Here is a 17,327-nt window from a genome sequence, read left to right as displayed (position 1 = left end):
ACAGTAGATGACAAAAAAGGGATGCGTACAAAATCTCTCACCTCATTACTCGCGCGCGATATTCCTGAGATCAAAGATGGACAGAAGGTGAGAGATTCTGTACTCGAAATCTTGTTCACCGGTGAACGCTTGATGAGCGTAGGCCTACGGGATTGTAGCGCCACCCGATTAATATTACGTTTAGCTTTCTGCGCCAGGGCTTTTCCGTCTCAAAGGTGAGAGTTTTTGTACCGGGGCTGCCTGGCGGAGGCGTTGCCAGAAGAATAGGGTACAAAATCTCTCACCTAAACATCCCTATTCCTGCCGCTATCGCGGCGCAACACTAGCTGCCCCGGGGGGAAGTGGCGGCGCCCAACCATAAGCACCGTCGCGACGTCCGACCTGGCTGCGCCGTCGCGGTGTAAGTGCGTTGTCGTTTACAAAAAAACGAACTAACCAACCAACGAAGGACAGGCTGACTCTTAAAAATCAATAACTTAAGCCAGAAAGGTGAGAGCTGCTGTCCCAAAGGTGAGACGTTTTGTCCCTCAAAGGTGAGCTTTATTGTTGCCGGATGGGAGATTCGGCTCTGCTGAAGGTGAGGGTTGGCGCGGAAAGGTGAGACATATTGGGCACTTACCTGTGGATAATCCGCCAAACTCGCTACCGACGTGCTTTCGACGGCGTAGATCTCCCCAAAAGGTGAGATCTTGTGTACCTCGGGTGAGAGATCGTGTACCCATCGTCTCGGCTGAGCCACGGGGTGAGACGTGAAACATTGACTTCTCACCTTCGTGTGCTAAAGTCTGGCGAAATACAAATCGGGTATGGCCTTATTTTTTTCTCAAGGGCGAGGTATGGATATCAGCGTCGATCGAAGGGTAACCCCGCTTCAATACGCGCTTGATCTTTTTGTCGGTGTGGCGCCGGAACGGACCCAGATCGATGCCGTCCTCTCCGACAAGGACATCGGTTACCAAAAGAATAAGGTCTTCGCCCGGATCATCGGCTTGGGCCTATCGGCGCGTCGCTTTGTGGACGCTGCGTACTTCATCGTGGCTCAGGAACCAGAGGTGCAGGAAGCCTACGATGTGTCGCTCAGCTTCTTCAAGTGGTTGATGCGGTACGACAGCAAGAACAAGAAACACTTTTCGAGTGTCATTCGCAGTGTCAAGTCGTCAATGCTCGAGGTGACGCGCGCACCGGTGGTGTCGGTCGATCCGAAGGGCCGGATGCTCGATAGCGCTCAAGCAGACGCCGACGATGGGGACGAGCGCGACTTCGACGCGGGTGGAGGCACCGAGGCTGTTCTCGACGAGGATGGAGATTGGCTGGAACTGATCGGCCGCGTCAGCGTGCGAAACGGACGCATCCTGTTTAGGGTTCCAGTTGAACTCCAACGCCTGATCAAAGATCCTGAGAACTCGTACTGGACGAGCTTGCTGATCACCTCCAAATTCAGCCTCATCTATGCTCGGGCCATCTACGATCACCTGATACCGTCAGTGTCGACCCCGCTCACCGAATGGCTCCCGCTGGACCTGGTTCGAAACCTGCCTGGAAAGTCCTGGGCGAACCACGCGGAGTTCAAGTACTTCAAGCGTGATTACCTCGACCCCGCGGTCAAGCAGATCAACGATCTCTCGGACATTGAGCTTTCGTATGAGACGCGGGCGGGCACGCCGGGATCGCGCAAACGCGATCAGATTCGATTTCGGCTCAAGCAGAAGGAGACCGCTGGCGCGTCGAAGGCGGATATGCTCAATTCGGTCGCGCTGTTCCACACGCTGCAGAACGAGTTTGCCTTGTCTGAAAAAGACTTCGGGGCCATTGCCCAGAACCGAGAGGTTTGGACGGACGAGCGTATCCAACAGGCAATCGATTACACGCGATGGCGAATTCGATCGGGCGACAAAATCAGGCGCGCTTCTGCGTATCTGATGAAGGCGCTCGCCGACAACTACCGAATGTCGGAGGCCGATCAACAGGTAGAGTTGATCCAGGCTCGACTAAATGAAGCAGCCACGACGCAAAGTTCGACCAGATCGGCGGCGCAAAAGGCCGTCGCAGAAAGCGTTGCGGCCGCCGATGCTGCCGCGGACCGCCGCCTGAGCGAAGAGAGCCGCATTGCCCGGGAGTATTTTGCCGGTGCCGATCCGAAGATCCGCGAGGAACTCGTGCGTAAATTCGTTTCGACGAGCACCATCGGTCTTCGGACGATTGAGCGTCAGGGGCTGAAGCCCACGGACGTGACTCCGGCCAATATCATGGTTCAGGCAACAGTCGCGTCGACGTTCGCCGCGTTTGTCGCCGGCGAGTTGAGAAAAGCAGCTCGCACACGCAGTTCTAGCTAAACCCACGCCGCAGCGCCGGCCACGTCCGGCGTGTTCCGGCACCATCAACGCCTGCCCTGGTCGTCACTTGATCCGCAGGGCCGTCTCAGCCGTCGTCACCACCTGCCTGCGTACGGGCCATATGCCCTGCACGCGGCCCCTCCTGGCGCGTCTCCCCGCAACAGGGAATGGCCGGCGCGCTGGATATTCCCTTCCGGTCGGACATCGACATCTCCGAACACACTGAACTTAGGCGATACGTTACCTAACGTCCTGCCTGACTAAAATTCGGATCAAGCAGTCTAGTTTTCGGATCAAGGTGACTCAAATATGGTACAGTTAATTCGACTACACCCTGAGATGGAGCCCACCATGGGAATCGACGACAACCTAGCGCTCACTGCGCTTTTTCCGGCAACGCTGCGCCGGAAACTGCTGGCGCGATTGTTTCTGTCGCCCGGCTCCGAGTATCACGCGAGCGGCCTGGCGCGCGAGCTTCACGTTCATCGTGGAAATCTTGCCCGTGAGCTCTCCGAGCTCACCGCGGCCGGGATTCTGAAGAAGGTGCAGCGGGGGAGTTCGCCCTTCTACAGCGCGAATCAGGATGCACCCTATTTCCTGGAGTTGCGCGGGCTTTTCCAGAAGCTTGCTGGCGCAGTTCCCGCAATCCAGAAGGTCGTCCAAGCTCATGCTGAAGATCTGAAGTACGCCTTGATCTTCGGGTCGACGGCGCGTGGTACGGCCCGGCCCGACAGTGACATCGATCTCATGCTCATCGGCGACGGGATCACCGGGCGCATGAAGGCGGAGCTGCGCGGTGCGATCGATGAGTTCGGTAAGGAACTCGACATTCAGGATATGACTGTCAGCCGTTTCAACGAACTCGTCGAAAGTGACGACCCTTATATCAACGAAGTTTTCAACAACCCAGTGGTCATGTTATTCGGAGATTACGATGAGCTCAAAAACAGTAGCCGAGTTAGCGGCCACCGGGCAGCTTAAGCCCGCACCTGTCGCGAAAGCCCGTATCCACGGGTGGTTGAGAAACATGGTGTCGCAATTGGAGGATGCGGAGAGGGTGGGTAACACAGCGCTGACGCGGCTCAATTCGGCCTATGACGCGATGTTCTTCGCAGCCGCTGCGGTACTCAATGCACAAGGCCATCGAGTGGACTCGAGTGATGGCCATCATCGCATCGCGATTGAGGCACTGGCCGCAACGTTGGGGTATGCCAACAGGGATCATCTCGAGTTGCAGGAGGTTCGGCTCAACCGCAATCAGAAGTACGACGGCGGTGAAGCGACCGAACAGCAGGCTTCCGAAGCACTCACGTGGGCAAAGCGCGTCGCTCAAGACGTCGAAGACTGGCTGCAGGAGAACCATCCCCACCTGCTCAAGCGTTGAGGCGCTGTTTGTCTCGCCTGATCTCACACCCCATCGCTACTGGACGCTCAGAGCATGGGGTTTTTCTTTTCGGGTAGGCGGGGGCGCAGGCGCCGCGCGACGCGCGGTACTTGAAGCGATGCGTGTGATCGAACACGGAGCAAACCTGCGTTTCGCCGCGCCCGTTCAATTCGCAGTGCGTCGCGACGAGCAGGTCATACGTGTTGGGCCCAGGGCAGATGTAAAACACAACGCGCACTACATACCCCAACCCAGCACATCTCGTTCATCAATCGCCTACCAGTGCTTTGAAGCCGAGCGTCGCCAGGCGCGAGACCAGAGTCTCGGACTGATCTCCGGCGAGTTCCCACCTAGTGTCCCCCGTTGATCCTGCAGCGTCGGGCTGACGCACGACACGACAGACCAACTCGCCTGCGAACTCACGCAAGTTGGCGTCGGCCGGGTTATCGGGCACGTAGATCTCGATGACCCCTCTACGGTCGTGGCAACCGGTGGCTGATTCGGACGCGGCCGGCGCTGGTACCCACGGCGCGTCGGGCATCATCGCCGAACCGACAGGTTCGGTGGCGCCGACATTGAGTCGGTGCACGGCGTGCTCAGCGGACTTCCCGTGCGACGTGAGCTCGTCGGCCACGGGGCCGTCGTGCGCGTTACTACCAGCGCTCGGTTCGCCAGAGTGAGCGCTGGCCTCGGCCACTGACTCACCCCCCGTGCTTTGCGGAGTCGCTTGAGCGGAGCGCGACGAGCCGCTTCCAGCATCCCGCTTCGCTGACTTCACCTCGCGCAAGGTTTTGCGTGCCGCGGAGCGCAAGTTCATCCCAGGACTCGCCTTCGCGGTCTCAACAAGCGCCGCGGCTGCCGCGGGATCCTGTTTCTCCAATTTGTGGAGGTCGACGACCGTCGACACATCGGCAGTCACGCCGGCGGCGATTGCCTCTCGAGCAACGCCCTCGGTGTTGATCGCGTCGTGAAACGTGATCCGCTCATAGACCCAGTTCGTTGCCTTGCCCCAAAGATTCGCAACCTTTTCGTAGGTGCCGAGCCGATCATAGTCCTCTCTTAGTGCAGCTGCGGTCTCCGCAGCGCTCAGATCTTCGCGTTCGAAGTTCTCCGCGATCTGGATTGCACGCGCCTCCTCGTCCGTCAGGTCGCGGATTACGACGAGTACAGCTCGGCCGAGCAGCTCGCAAGCGCGGTATCGACGCTCACCCGCTACCATCAAATACTCGGCGATTCGCTCCGGATCCGGCCGCACGATACACGCCTGCTGCTGCTCGTGATCTTCAATGCTCTTCGCGAGTTCGTTGATTCGCTCCGGCTGGAACCCTGGGTTCGCGGAAGACCGGATCTGTGGTGCGCAACGAATGCGTCCCGTCTCAATGAGGACCGCGTGTACCCCAGCCTTCGCGTCCTGAATGCTCTGGCTGACCTGGGACAGCTTCTTGATTCCGGTGGTGAATACGCTTTTCATCTTTTCGCTCCGTTAAGCCGGAATGTCGAACCCAAGCCGCAACAGCGTCGTGCGGCACGCGTCCCGCATCTCCGCAGCAGCTGCACGCTGAGCCCCGGCCTTGCTGCTGTGCCACACCGGCTTTCCCAGGGCGAGGGAGGTCGAAACACAGGCACGATCCAGGATCATCCCGGGGAAGACACGGTTGCCGTATGCCGATCGCATCACATCGACGCCTTCGACTTCGTTGCGCGAATGGCTGTTGATCTTCGCCATGATGAAGCCCAGATGCTTGAGTCGCGGGTTGAAGTCGCGCGCGATGAAATCAAGCGCCTTCTCCAGCTTCTCGATTCTGCTGAACGTGAATGCGCTGATATTGGTGGGGGTCACCACGCCGTCCGACGCGCACAGAATTGCCAGTGACCGCCTCGCGAGATAAGGGGGCGTGTCGATCACGCAGAGATCAAACTGCGACGCGACCGATTGCAGCGTGCTCTCGAACGGTAAGACGAATCGCTCCTGAATCTGCGAGAACAGTTGACGCAGGCGCGGCACCGAGACCTCGGAGTCCAGTTTGTGGAACTCCTCCTCCATCGCGGCAAGCAGGTCGCCCGGCAGGTCGTGAAGATCCGCGAGATCCTCGCCAGCCTCGACGAGCGAAAGGTTGGGGCGGACCGAGCGCAAAGGTAGCCCCTCCGGATTTCCGAGGAACATGTCCCGGGTGGTCAGGTACCGCGCAGGATCGTCGTGCTGAAACACGATTGACAAATCCCCTTCATCGCCGTCGATCAGCAGCGTACGCAGGCCCTTATCCGCAGCGTAGTGGGCCACGTGCATCGCCGTGGTTGTCTTCGCGACACCGCCTTTGGGGCTCGTCACGGCGACAACCTTCATGGTCCCGTCCGAAAGAGGTGGGACCCGACGGACGTCGTCGCCGGCGCTCGAGCCCCGACCACCACTTTGACGTACCCCCTCAGCTGCTCCAAGCACGTTGCCGCGCCGCGTCCGCGCCGTGCTCGGGGTGGCGCGACCCTTTTGAGATGCCTGTTCAATTGCTTTCATTTCGAAGCCTTCGTCGTCGAGTGTTGTCGCGGCCATCGTGCTCGGCGATCCCAACATCGATCGCGACGCACTTCGCGTTTTCACGCATGCGTGAAAGCGCGATGGCCGTACGGCGAGCAGATTGGCGGAACTGATGCGGTTGGTCCCCCGCAGCTTTCGCCACGCGCGCCTCAACCGGCGCGAGCTCATGCGACCAATGATAGGTGCGTTTAACGCACCTTGTAAAGACTCCGATGTATTTCAATTCAAAATTGTTGTGGTCGGTCCCGGCCTCGAGCCGCGGAGAAGTAGCCGAGGCGCCGCTCGCATCACCGAGGTCACAACACGGGCAGCGTTGCCTGTGCCTTAAGCAACCGCGACAAGCCTTTGATTCGCTGACGGATTCGGTGGCTTTTCCACAGGGTTATCCGTCGTCACAGTGGACAAGCCGTCTGCCTCGGTCTCGGGTCAGGGGGCAATCGTCGGAACATCCGCGTTCAGGGGCGCGTTGTACTCGATGCGTGGGGGGATCCGCATATGTCCGGTGATCCACAAACGGCTCACTTGCTTGATCCGTTCCTGCTCGGGCTTGGAAAAACGCGCGATCAAAGCATCGGCAGCTGGTCGATAACGCGGCGCGCCCGTTGCAGCGATCCAGAGCCACTGTGCGGCCTGAAAAAGATTCTGCTCCTGGTAATCATTCCCCTTCGCATACATTGACGCGAGGTAGTACATCGCATCACGATCCCACAACTCCGCGGCGCGCTGCAGGTGAATTGTTCCCTCGAAGTAGTTCCGCTCGGCTCCCTTTCCCTCGATCAGCGCGATACCCCACTTCAGCAATGCCGTGGGCTCGCTCATTGAGGCCGCTCGGCTGTACCAATGCACTGCTTCTCTCTGATCTTCCGGGACGCCGCCGAAACCCTGCTCATAGATCGCAGCCAAATGCATCACTGATGGAAGGAATGGCCTGTCGGAGTTGTCGCGAGAACATGCCCTAAACCAACGGACTGCCTCCTGAGCCTTCGGCGTCCCGCCGTCTTGCCCCCAGAGGTAGATGAGGCCGAGGTTGTAAGCCGAGAAGACATTGCCGGTGATATTGCCCTCTGGGGTCATCTGACCGCTGGCAATTTTGTATGCCTTGATGGCCGTCGGAATGCTGCCTCCCGGCGGATAACCGGGCGAAATGCGCGGACTCGTTCCTGGTGCCCGGCCGACGTGATACAGATAGCCAAATTGCATCGATGACCAGTTATCACCTTGACGAGAGTTGAGAAGCAGCTTGTCGAACGCTTCCTGAGAACCATTCTCCGCGGCGCGGTAGAGGGCATAGGCATCCTTTTGCCCGCCACTCATAAACGGGTCCAGCAGACCGGCGTTGGCAAGACGAGTCCCCGCAGTGAGAGCGCTAATTCCGAGAAGGATGTGGCGACGGCGATGGTTCATGGCGTACGAAATCGATTCCGATAGGTAAGGGCCGAAGGATGGAAGGGCCACGGGCGCGGCGCATGCGCGGGGCCATGACCCGACCCATTGCCGCGGGAATGAATCGGTCGGTGAATTATTGCTCTGGTTACCGCGAACGCAGAAATGCCGTCGGCACCACGGATTGATGGCTCGTCGCTTTGCCTTGCAAGGCGATCTGAGGTGACGCCTGCGGATCCCTTGTCGGAACAGGCCATGCGAACGAAGGACATTACTCAATAATTCGTTTCTGCGTTATCGGACGTCGAAGCTAAGATGCCCCCACACTGATAAGCGGGCGTCCAATCATGGCGCGGAAGCAGACCATCTCTCACCGAATCATCATGCTCATCGTCGCGACCGGCGAAATGTCCGGTGACGCGGTCGCAAAGCAATTGCGCGCATCGGACCCGGACGTCGCGTGGCCAGCCGGGGAGGTTCATCTCCTCCGAGTGCGAGTCGCCCTTTGCAAGCTTGCCGAATATGGCTGGCTTAAGCGGCGGGAACGCGCGGGCATCGTCTACTACCGGTACGCCAAACGCAAACTGCCCCGTCCCAATATCTCGCTCTTCAGCTACGAACGTATGCAGGCACAACGTGATGCAGCCGCAGGGAAGGGGCATGCGGCCGCCAACCGACTGCATGCGTGCTTCTTCTCCATTTCCAACACCACCGCGAGCGACTGAAGATGACCTTCCGATTCGGCAGAAAGCAACGAGACCCCGAAGGGCTGGATCCCGCCACGGCGAGCCCGGAACAGATCCAGCTCCAGGTGACACGCCTCATGTTCCGCGATCGTCAACGCGACCGTGCATTCCGGCTTTCCAGGCTCGCGATCATCTTTCTGTTTCCGTCGATCTGGGCGTTCTATGCGCATTTCGCACTGAGTTCCAGGGTGCCAACAGGACCACTCTTTTCAAGTGGGCCGCAACTCGCAATCGTGTCGCTCTCGGGAAATGTTGGCGAGGGCCTGGCGCGCGCCGACTCGGTCGTGCCGGCCCTGCGAAGGGCCTTCGGAAATACCCACGTGAAGGCGATCGCCCTCATGATCGACTCGCCCGGCGGGTCCCCGATCGAAGCCGAGCGAATCAATCAGGCGCTGGGGATTCTCAAGAAGGAGCACCCGAAGCAGGTGATCGCCGTAGTGAATTCGCTTGGTGCGTCAGCCGCGTATCTGATCGCAATGCATGCCGACAAAATCGTGGCCGGCCGGTATTCGCTCGTCGGATCGATCGGCGCGGTGATCGATTCTTGGGACTTCTCCGGAGCCCTCTCCAAGGTCGACGTGCGCCAACGCGTATACGCATCGGGCGACCTGAAAGCGATGTTGAATCCCTTTGTCCCCAGCTCGCAATTGGCGGACGAGAAGGCACAGACGCTCGTCAACACCCTGGCTCAGCAGTTCTTGCACGACCTTAAAGCGGAACGCGGAACAAAGCTTGTTGCCGGCATGAAGTACGACACGGGCGAGGTGTGGGACGGCGCCTCGGCGAAGCGGATCGGCCTCGTTGACGAAATTGGGACAATCGAGACCGTGCAAGCGGAATTGCAGCAGGTCACCCCAGACCTCGAGGCGCGGAGCTATGGTCCCGGGAATCCGTCGGTCGGTACGGGACTCACGTCAAAGATCGCCGACGTGCTGTCAGAGGCAATGACGAAGGCGGTTTCGCGAGTTTCCATTCAGTAGTAGCGCTATCAATCGAGTCGCCTTTTGTTGTTTGGCCGGGCGATTCGATTGTTGTCCCTTGGGAGCGGATCGTGACCGTCACTCGCAACTCGTTGATACTTGCGCGATTGAAGACCGCAGAACTACTTCACCGAGCGCGGCACGGCGAAAGCCGGCCCCCTGCTGAGCGGGTGATGAGGGCGCTCGCCGACGCGATCGCCAACGCGAACGGCCACGCTCAATGGTTGGAGTTGAACGGCTACACGCGGGAGGCCGCTGAATTGCGCGGTACGGTGGCCGAGTGGGCTGAGGCCTACCGCTCGAACCGTTAGCAGTCGGGCTGGACGAGATCCACTATTGGCTCTCGCATGCGGGATACGCCCTTGCACGAACGGCCGGTGATACCCGAAATACCCGAAAAGAAAAAACCCTGGCAGCCGAGGCTGACACAGGGTTTGTGAGGTCAGATAGCCGAAGCTGTCAAATCGAACGAGCGGTTAGAACGGATCACCGTCATCACCGCCGGCCGGTTCCGTCACGGGCTTGCCGGTGGGCGTATCGTCGTGCTGTTCCTTCGAATCGTCCGCGAAGCGCGGCTCGATCTTCGTCCGAAGGATGTCGACGTAGAAGTCGCGCATCGTGCCCCGGCGAGCCTTGTTGATGATTTCCTTGTCGGTGACACGCGCGTTTTTCAGCACTTCGACCTGAGCGCTTGCCGCTTCGATCGCCGCTTCGAACAGACCTTCGGCCTGCTTGATCTCTTCGGTCGCGCCCTTGAGTTGCACGGCGTGATCGAAGTACTCGCGGTCGTCGACCTTGCGCGGGCCCGTCGGGAAGACCGAGAACGCACTGATCACGACGCCCGGGACGACGCTGTCGTTCGCGAACTTGCGAATCAGGGCTTGCCCAGCGGTGCTCTCGATCGGCAGCGTGACGAGGTACGATTCGCCCGCTTCCTTGTCGACGATCTTGAAGCGAACGTCCTGGTGCTTTCCGGTCTGGTGATCACGTTCGGAGTAGTAGACCGAAACCAGCTCACCCGACAGCGACAGCTTCGTCGGCACGTCGTTTTCCGCGAGGAACTTGCGGACCTTCGTCGCATTGCTCTTCGGGCCGAAGCCGTCGAAGCCCTTCTTCCAGTTGTCTTCGCCCACCAGCTGACGGGCTTCGATGAGCAGCGCGCGATTCGCTTCGTTCGACTGGATCAACAGACCCGGAGTCGAGCTGTATTCGAAGTAGGCCGAGCGAGCACCAGCGTTGCCTTTCGTGATTGCCATGATGTTTCTCCTGAGGAAGTGTGGTCCCGGAATTAGGACCGTTGACATAGCGAAGGGATATGCACACGGAAAACTGGAATGCAGCACCGGAACGGTCCGGCACCAATTCGTGGCGCGACGGGTGCCATCCTGGGGCAGCCGGACGTTGAAACGTCATGCAGGCGATGAGGCGGAGGCAGGCGACTGAGCGCGCTTCTCTTCCACTGAAATCGCGATGTAAGCGGTACTTTCGTCACCGGGTTTGTCAAACCGCTGCCATCCAGCGATTCGTAGACTGTCCTTGGTTGCGAGATCGACAGTGATCTCTCCGGTGAAGTCCGGTTGCCGGGATCCCTCGACCTTTCGATCGTTCTGGAACAGCTTCCCGTAGGACACCGCTCGCTTCGCGCCGTCTACCTGGACAAAGCAGAGGCGCAAGTAGCTTCGCTGGGACTGCTGGGCGAGCGCGTAGACGCCGGTGACGTCGATCTGAACGTTTCCGAGCGTTGCCTTACCGATCAAGTCGGACTGTTTTCTTTCGGTCCGGGAGACGGCGAAAGTCACGGAAGGATCGTTGTTCGCACGAATGTCAATGCGGAACTCACGCAGCATGTTGCCTCCAATCGTGCGCTGTCATGGCGCGCCGATATGCTCTTGGGGTTAGGGACGGGCGGAGTTTGGATGCCGCGGTGGTCGCGTTTCTGACTACCCGCCCGCCGTGGTACAACTGAGGGCGATTATCTCGACGTCATCCAGAATGCAGAAATGAAACCGACAGAAACTCTTCTCATCGGCGAAAAGCGCAATCTCGCACTGGACGTAGCGAAGGCGCTCGCAGGGTCATATACAGAAGCGGACGGTCACGTCGTGACCGCCGATATGAAGGTCAGCTGGGCGTCTGGCCACTTGGTCACACTCGCAGAACCCGAGTTCTATGATCCCGGATACAAGCGATGGGAGATCCAGGCGCTTCCTTTCATCGTCCCGAAATTCCAGAAGGTTCCCAGCAAGGATAGGAAGGGGAGCACTCAGTCATCCGAGAGGCAGTTGGCGATACTAAAGAAGCTCTTGCAGCACGCCGGCCGGGTGATTCACGTCGGGGATCCGGGAAGAGAAGGGCAACTGATCGTTGACGAGATTCTCGACCGATTTGGCTATACCGGTCGGGTCGATCGATTGTGGTTGCATGCACAAACGCCAGAAGGGATTCGCGAGGCGTTTAAGTCCATGAAGGACAACCGAGTATGGTTCCCGCTATCTCAGGCCGCCGAGGCGCGCGAGGAAATCGATTGGATGATTGGCCTGAATGGAACCCGCGGCTACACCAAGCTTTGGCAAAGCAAAGGGCATCAGGGGGTGCTGGTTGTCGGGCGGGTCAAGTCTGTCATCATTGCATTGGTGGTTGAACGCGAACTCGCGATTCAGCGATTCATCCCGGTAGAGTTCTATCCGATCAGGGCGCGATTTTCAATGGGGGGCTCGACCTTCGAGGCCCCATGGGAGCGCCCTTCTAACGCCGTTCCCCCGGCCTTCGACGAAAAAGGCCGGTTAGTGGATCGGACGTTTGCCGAAAGAATTGTCGCGAAGTGCACGGGCCAGGAAGCGACCGTGTCACAGGTCGATGTGCGCAAGGGTGAACGGAAGCCGCCGCCTCTGCTGTTCTCGCTTGGTGAGTTGCAGAAGGTAATGAACCGAATCGGTTTCTCACCCGATGAAACACTGGACGCAGCTCAGGAGCTCTACAACAAGTACAAGCTGACAACCTACCCGCGTACCGGACCGTGCCAGTACGCGCCGCTATCCGAGTGGGCGCGGGCCGGTGCAATCGTGGAGGCTGTTCGGCAGAACTTCGGTAGCCGATTCGATTTTCCTGGCGTGATCGATACGAAACGAAAGTCACGTGCCTTCGACGACGGAAAGCTGGGAGAGCACTTTGCGATTATCCCGACTACAGCGCGAGTGGACGAAGCGTCACTGCCGGACCGTGAGCGCTTGGTCTACAGAGAGATCGTGCGACGTTGGCTTGCGCAATTCGAGCCTGACTACGTGTACGACGCTATGACGATTGCACTGGACGTGGCAGGCGAACGTTTTGTCGCCCATGGCAAGCGAACAGTGGACATCGGATGGCGCGTGCTCTATCCAAATTCCGCGGCGCTGGGAACAGCCCAAGGTGAAGACACAGATGCGGACGTTTCGCTGCCTACCGTCAACCTGGGGGATTCAGTTGCCGTTGGTGATGTCTGGTTTGACATAGACAAGACCAGTCCTCCCGCGCGATTCACGGGCGCGACGTTGCTCGAAGCGATGGAGAAGATTCATCTCTTCGTGACCGATGCGGAGATCAAAAAGCGCTTGAAGGAAACCGGCCTGGGAACCGACGCAACGCGTTCTGATGCGATGAAGGAGATAGTCCGACAGAAGTTCATGGACACAGTGCCGCGAGGGAAGACCCTTGAGTATGTCCCGACACCCAAGGCAATGGCCTACCACCAGGTCCTCCCGCCCCATTTGGCGAAGCCGGACTTGACCGCGTGGCTCGAAGACAACCTCGCAGCAGTTGCGAGAGGGGAAATGACCAAGCAGGAGGTGATGCAGCTGGGCCAGGACCTTTTGGACCGCATGATCGACGACATCAAGAGTGGGGCAGGGGCGTCTCGAGTGCCGACGCCGGCGCAATTGCCCCCGGCGGTGGTCACCAAGCGCGGTGCAAAGGGCAAGACGTCTGCGTCCGCCGCTCTCCCGAAGTCGTCGAAGGCACGCCCGAAATCGACTGCGAATTCGCCGACGCGGGCCGACGGGTCGGGGGCGGTCGCAGCGACACTGTCGTCTGCGGCACCGCCTGTACCGAAGGGTGCATTTTTGTTGGGTGGGGCGCAGCGGCCGCCTCAATCCCCGAGCTCGAAGCCGGCGAATGGGCCTCGTATGGAGTCGAATGCACCCGCACCCAAGAACCCATTCAAGCTCGGTGGCTGATCATTCAACATTCGATGTGTCATCTCCCGTCACAGACTTTTTCTTTTGGGAGGTGACCGTATGTCTCGCAATGACGGTGTTGCACGCTACCACAATCAATTGTTGGTGGCGCGAATTCTCGCGGGCCGCTACAACCTCGAGCTGGTCGTCGACCCGCACGCGACGACGGCGCGGACGAATGGCCACACGCTGTGGTATCCGGCCCAGTGGACCCTGGCGGCCGATGATGACATGTCGGTGGTGATGGACGGCGCGATTGACCACGAAGCAGCAGGCCATGGTCGTCACACCAATTTCAAAATCAGACGATCGAAGGTTGCGATCGTAAGTCGACTTGAGAACATCTTCGAAGACATCAGGGTCGAGACGCGTGCTGGGAGGGACTGGCCTGGTATTCCTGCGAACCTTGGACGGCTGGTGGAGGTCTTGGTGAGATGGGGATTTTTCGGCTCCGTCGAATCGGCTCTCTCGGACGCTAGCAATCCTGGACGGTTGCTGTGTAATGGGTTGCTGACCTTGTGTCGTTCGCGGCTGCTGGCCAAACAAGGAGACCACCTCGGGCCCATCGCTGAGGCCTACTGGCCGGTGTGCGCCTCGACATTTGGCCCGGTATGGAACGACATCTGGGCGTTAGCGTTAACGGCGCCTTCGCTTACGAGCACCAAAAGTTCTATCGATCTCGCCGAGGCGGTGTACCAGCTTCTAGAGGCGTCGTCTGAGGCGCCGCGCGAGAAACGACAGCAATCGCCCAAGGATGGGGCCGATACGCAGCCAGGTCGGAGGGGAGCGCAGGGCGACGGTAATTCAGGGCCGCCAAAGAAGCCGGAGGCGGATTCGGAGCAAGACAAACCCGCACAGTCCCGCGCAGGGGGCAGGCATCCGCAGGACAGCGAGGCACAGCGTAGCGAACCGAGTCGCGGTCAACAACAAGCCATCGGGCAACCGGCGGAAGGCTCGACCACGGAGACGGATGGCACGAGCGCAGATGGATATCGTGCACGCGAAGAAGCGACCGACGCACAGCGGGTAGCCGCGAAGCGTGCAACTCAGTCGGCGGAGGTAGAGCTTCCAGAGACGGATCTGTCCGACATCGTCGCGCGGCATATCGACTCGCGCCAAAAGCGCGAGCGAGCGTATACCGGAAAAGGCATGGTGGCGGAGGAGCGACCTGGAGAGCGCGCGATACCACCGTCGTGGGGAAAGCTGGCAACTCGGGTCGGCAACAGTGTCGGTGGTGAGCTCGAGCTGCTTCTCGAGGCGAAGGCGGATCGCCGTACTCGTCTCGGCTTCAACGGAACGGCGATTGACGCGGCGAAGGCTTATCGATTGCGTGTCGGCGACGCCCGGATCTTTCGGCGCAAGCGTCAGGTCGAAGACGTTAATACCGCCGTTGCGCTTCTTCTCGACATGAGCCCGAGTATGGGGTTTTCGATGGGAATGTTGGAGCGCGTGATGATGAGCCAGGTTGGCGATGACACATCAGGGGGCAATCGCGCGATGCCTGGTGACGATGGCGAGCAACAAATAACTGATGGCTCGGCCGGCCAAAGTGGCAATGGCAACTACGACGGAGACGGTGACCGACAAAACGGTGCGCCGCTGCAAGTCTTCGACGTGAAGCGAAACCAGGCGGCGGGAGGCGTGGCGTATGCGCTTGCCAATATCCTTTCGTCCTTTGAGGTTCCCTTCGAGGTTATCGAATACTCAAGCTCTTATACGATCGTCAAGCACTTCGAGGATCATTGGGCCGACGTACGGAAAAGTCAGAAGGCCGTTCGGTTGACGGGGAAAGACACACTTACGGGTTCAGCCATGACGGTCGCACTTGCTCGCTTGATGGAGCAAGATCAGGAGAAGAAGCTGTTGATCTGTGTAAGTGATGGCGCAGCCCGCGATAGCGTCGTCGTCGAAACCGCTTATCGCTTCGCACGAAGCGAGGATATCCAAGTCGTGACAATCTTCATCGGGCAGGATGTCCGAGGTATTGCTGAAACCCGCCAAATCCTTGCGCGTACGGGCTTCGGCAACGCTTTCTCGATTGTAAAGTCCCCGAGCGAGCTCGCTCGCGGGATTGTCGATGCTGTGCGCACATACATCTGATCCTTACCGCCTCGTTCACTGAACGGGGCATTTTTTCGAGTGTCCGTACTTCGCGGTTGATGGATGTCACGTCCCACCCGAGGAACCGGAAATGGCCGCATGGATTCTTCCGAGGCTTCGCGCGGGTTACACTGGACAAAAGCGCCCGACGCTTCCTCTCTCGTAACAGACTCAATTTTCGAGCGTACTACGAGATGCGAAAGCATGGAGCCCAAACACGCCAAAGTCCTCACAGGACGCGAGCGATTGAGGGTCTTGAAAGACTGGCCCAAAAAGGCAGTCGGAAGTCGGTCTGGCCTTCAGCCGAACTCCGCGCAATTGACGACTAGCCGTTCTAGGAAAGCGACCGACACAAGAGATAGGAGGTGGTATGGCACGCAAATGCCCAAAATGCGGCAGTGAGCAAGTAGAGACCCGCAATTACGGAACCAAGGTAGGCACTGCGGTTGGCGGGACCGCCGGCGGGGTAGCGGGATATATCGGAGCGACAAACGGCGGATTTGGTGGGGCTACTGCTGGTGCGGCGATAGGTGCGATCGCTGGGGGGCGAGTCGGCGCTGTAATTGGAGCCACAGTCGGGGGCATCGCAGGCACCGTCCTCGGAGTGCTCGCTGGGGCAAGCGGCGGAGCAGCGGTAGGCAACAAGCTTGGCGAGCAAATCGACAAAGGTGTCCTCAATAACTATAAGTGCCTCAATAAGCGTTGCGGGCACGCCTTCACTCAATAGGGAAGAAGCGCCGGAGCCATTCTGTACTCGTGCCTCACCGAGGGGCTTCCCGTCGAAGATTGGTGACCTTCGACCGACGGGTGCCGGACCTGGGCTGGCTGTTTCCTAGCGTCAGCTGTCACGGTTCAAAGTTCGGTAGGCGTTGTAATGGCGGATTGCATGTGTCTGCTGGCCCAGTACCTCATGGATGCGCGCCGCGTTGAAGTGGGCGTCCGCAAAGTCTTGCTTCAATTCGATGCAGCGTCGGTAGGCGATGAGCGCCTGTTCGAGTCTGCCGGAGTCTTCCAGAGCGACGCCGAGATTGAAGTGAAGAAGGTGGTGGTCCGGCGCTTCTAGGAGGGCCTTGCGCCACACGCCGATAGCCTCGTCGTATCGGCCCTCCTCCGACAGGAGGCAGCCAAGGCTCAGGTAGGCGTCCAGATAGGCGTTGTCCGACTCAATTGCGCGCCGGTAACCGGCTTCAGCACCGTCCGAATCACCCGCGGCTTCCCTTGCTGCCGCGGCCGCGAATTCGCCTGGCGCGCGGCGCTTTTGAATCTCTCTGATATTGCCCGGACCGTCGCAGACGGGTGTCGGCTCAAAATTCAGCAGCAACTGCCCAGTATGGGCGTCCCACGGCCCGTTGCGGTCGTGTACGGCAACGTCGGCGCCGACGGCAGTTATTCGGATCGCCGTCAGGTCTTTGTCGGGTGACCACGTCGCGCGTAGGTTCTCCAGCGCCCGCGCGATCTTCCGCGGCGGAATGCCGGCCTTTCTCAACGAATGGGCGGTGCGCAACATGACGACGTCGCGAAATGAAAACAGCGTCTCCCTTCCGTGGCCGCGCGTCGGCTGGACGAGGCCGCCCGAGACGAGCCTGGTGATGACGGTTCTCGAAACACCCAACATCCGCTGGACATCCCGCATGCGGTAACGATCCTCGCCGCTCAT

Annotated in this window: 14 protein-coding genes; 8 read left to right on the top strand and 6 right to left on the bottom strand. The window is 59.4% G+C overall.

Annotation, left to right across the window (positions count from 1 at the left end; genetic code table 11):
- Nucleotides 1-836: 836 nt before the first annotated feature.
- The 3 genes from MBR110_RS29695 (at nt 837) to MBR110_RS29685 (ending at nt 3,717) form a co-directional block, all read left to right on the top strand.
- The gene (locus MBR110_RS29695; RefSeq protein ID WP_181709907.1) at nt 837-2,333 is read left to right on the top strand and encodes a replication initiation protein; all 1,497 of its coding nucleotides are present in this window, start codon (nt 837-839) and stop codon (nt 2,331-2,333) included.
- Nucleotides 2,334-2,684: 351 nt separating this feature from the next.
- Complete coding sequence (locus MBR110_RS29690) at nt 2,685-3,314, top strand: nucleotidyltransferase domain-containing protein (RefSeq protein WP_181709906.1); 630 nt, start codon at nt 2,685-2,687, stop codon at nt 3,312-3,314.
- On the top strand, nt 3,268-3,717 hold the full coding sequence (locus MBR110_RS29685; protein ID WP_181709905.1) for a hypothetical protein: 450 nt from the start codon (nt 3,268-3,270) through the stop codon (nt 3,715-3,717). The genes MBR110_RS29690 and MBR110_RS29685 overlap by 47 nt, the downstream gene beginning before the upstream one ends.
- A gap of 268 nt (nt 3,718-3,985) precedes the next feature.
- Here MBR110_RS29685 and MBR110_RS29680 read toward each other — a convergent pair whose 3' ends face one another.
- The 3 genes from MBR110_RS29680 to MBR110_RS29670 form a co-directional block, all read right to left on the bottom strand.
- Nucleotides 3,986-5,188: a ParB/RepB/Spo0J family partition protein gene (locus MBR110_RS29680; protein ID WP_181709904.1), complete on the bottom strand. Its 1,203-nt coding sequence runs from the start codon at nt 5,186-5,188 to the stop codon at nt 3,986-3,988.
- Nucleotides 5,189-5,200: 12 nt separating this feature from the next.
- On the bottom strand, nt 5,201-6,061 hold the full coding sequence (locus tag MBR110_RS29675) for a ParA family protein (protein ID WP_181710044.1): 861 nt from the start codon (nt 6,059-6,061) through the stop codon (nt 5,201-5,203).
- Nucleotides 6,062-6,676: 615 nt separating this feature from the next.
- The gene (locus MBR110_RS29670; RefSeq protein WP_181709903.1) at nt 6,677-7,654 is read right to left on the bottom strand and encodes a tetratricopeptide repeat protein; all 978 of its coding nucleotides are present in this window, start codon (nt 7,652-7,654) and stop codon (nt 6,677-6,679) included.
- Between the two features lie 362 nt (nt 7,655-8,016).
- Between MBR110_RS29670 and MBR110_RS29665 the strand changes: the two genes are divergently transcribed.
- From MBR110_RS29665 to MBR110_RS29655, 3 genes are all read left to right on the top strand, one after another.
- Complete coding sequence (locus MBR110_RS29665; protein ID WP_181709902.1) at nt 8,017-8,358, top strand: hypothetical protein; 342 nt, start codon at nt 8,017-8,019, stop codon at nt 8,356-8,358.
- A gap of 2 nt (nt 8,359-8,360) precedes the next feature.
- Nucleotides 8,361-9,359, top strand: a complete 999-nt coding sequence (locus MBR110_RS29660) for a S49 family peptidase (RefSeq protein WP_181709901.1) — start codon at nt 8,361-8,363, stop codon at nt 9,357-9,359.
- A gap of 71 nt (nt 9,360-9,430) precedes the next feature.
- Nucleotides 9,431-9,670, top strand: a complete 240-nt coding sequence (locus tag MBR110_RS29655; RefSeq protein WP_181709900.1) for a hypothetical protein — start codon at nt 9,431-9,433, stop codon at nt 9,668-9,670.
- 165 nt (nt 9,671-9,835) lie between these two features.
- Here MBR110_RS29655 and MBR110_RS29650 read toward each other — a convergent pair whose 3' ends face one another.
- Together MBR110_RS29650 and MBR110_RS29645 are read right to left on the bottom strand one after the other, a co-directional pair.
- A complete protein-coding gene (locus MBR110_RS29650; RefSeq protein ID WP_258570030.1) occupies nt 9,836-10,702 on the bottom strand; it encodes a hypothetical protein in 867 nt (288 codons plus the stop codon).
- A 66-nt stretch (nt 10,703-10,768) separates the two neighbouring features.
- Nucleotides 10,769-11,206 carry a hypothetical protein gene (locus MBR110_RS29645; RefSeq protein WP_181709899.1) on the bottom strand — a complete coding sequence of 146 codons (438 nt, stop codon included), beginning with the start codon at nt 11,204-11,206 and terminating at the stop codon, nt 10,769-10,771.
- Between the two features lie 153 nt (nt 11,207-11,359).
- Between MBR110_RS29645 and MBR110_RS29640 the strand changes: the two genes are divergently transcribed.
- On the top strand, nt 11,360-13,570 hold the full coding sequence (locus MBR110_RS29640; protein ID WP_181709898.1) for a DNA topoisomerase: 2,211 nt from the start codon (nt 11,360-11,362) through the stop codon (nt 13,568-13,570).
- A gap of 60 nt (nt 13,571-13,630) precedes the next feature.
- Nucleotides 13,631-15,670, top strand: a complete 2,040-nt coding sequence (locus MBR110_RS29635; RefSeq protein WP_181709897.1) for a VWA domain-containing protein — start codon at nt 13,631-13,633, stop codon at nt 15,668-15,670.
- An 838-nt stretch (nt 15,671-16,508) separates the two neighbouring features.
- Here MBR110_RS29635 and MBR110_RS29630 read toward each other — a convergent pair.
- Nucleotides 16,509-17,327 (bottom strand): MerR family transcriptional regulator, encoded by an 819-nt coding sequence (locus MBR110_RS29630; protein ID WP_181709896.1) that lies wholly within the window; start codon nt 17,325-17,327, stop codon nt 16,509-16,511.

Source organism: Burkholderia sp. MBR-1, from assembly GCF_013822785.1.
Taxonomy (GTDB): domain Bacteria; phylum Pseudomonadota; class Gammaproteobacteria; order Burkholderiales; family Burkholderiaceae; genus Burkholderia; species Burkholderia vietnamiensis.
This window is presented reverse-complemented; position numbering and strand designations above follow the sequence as displayed.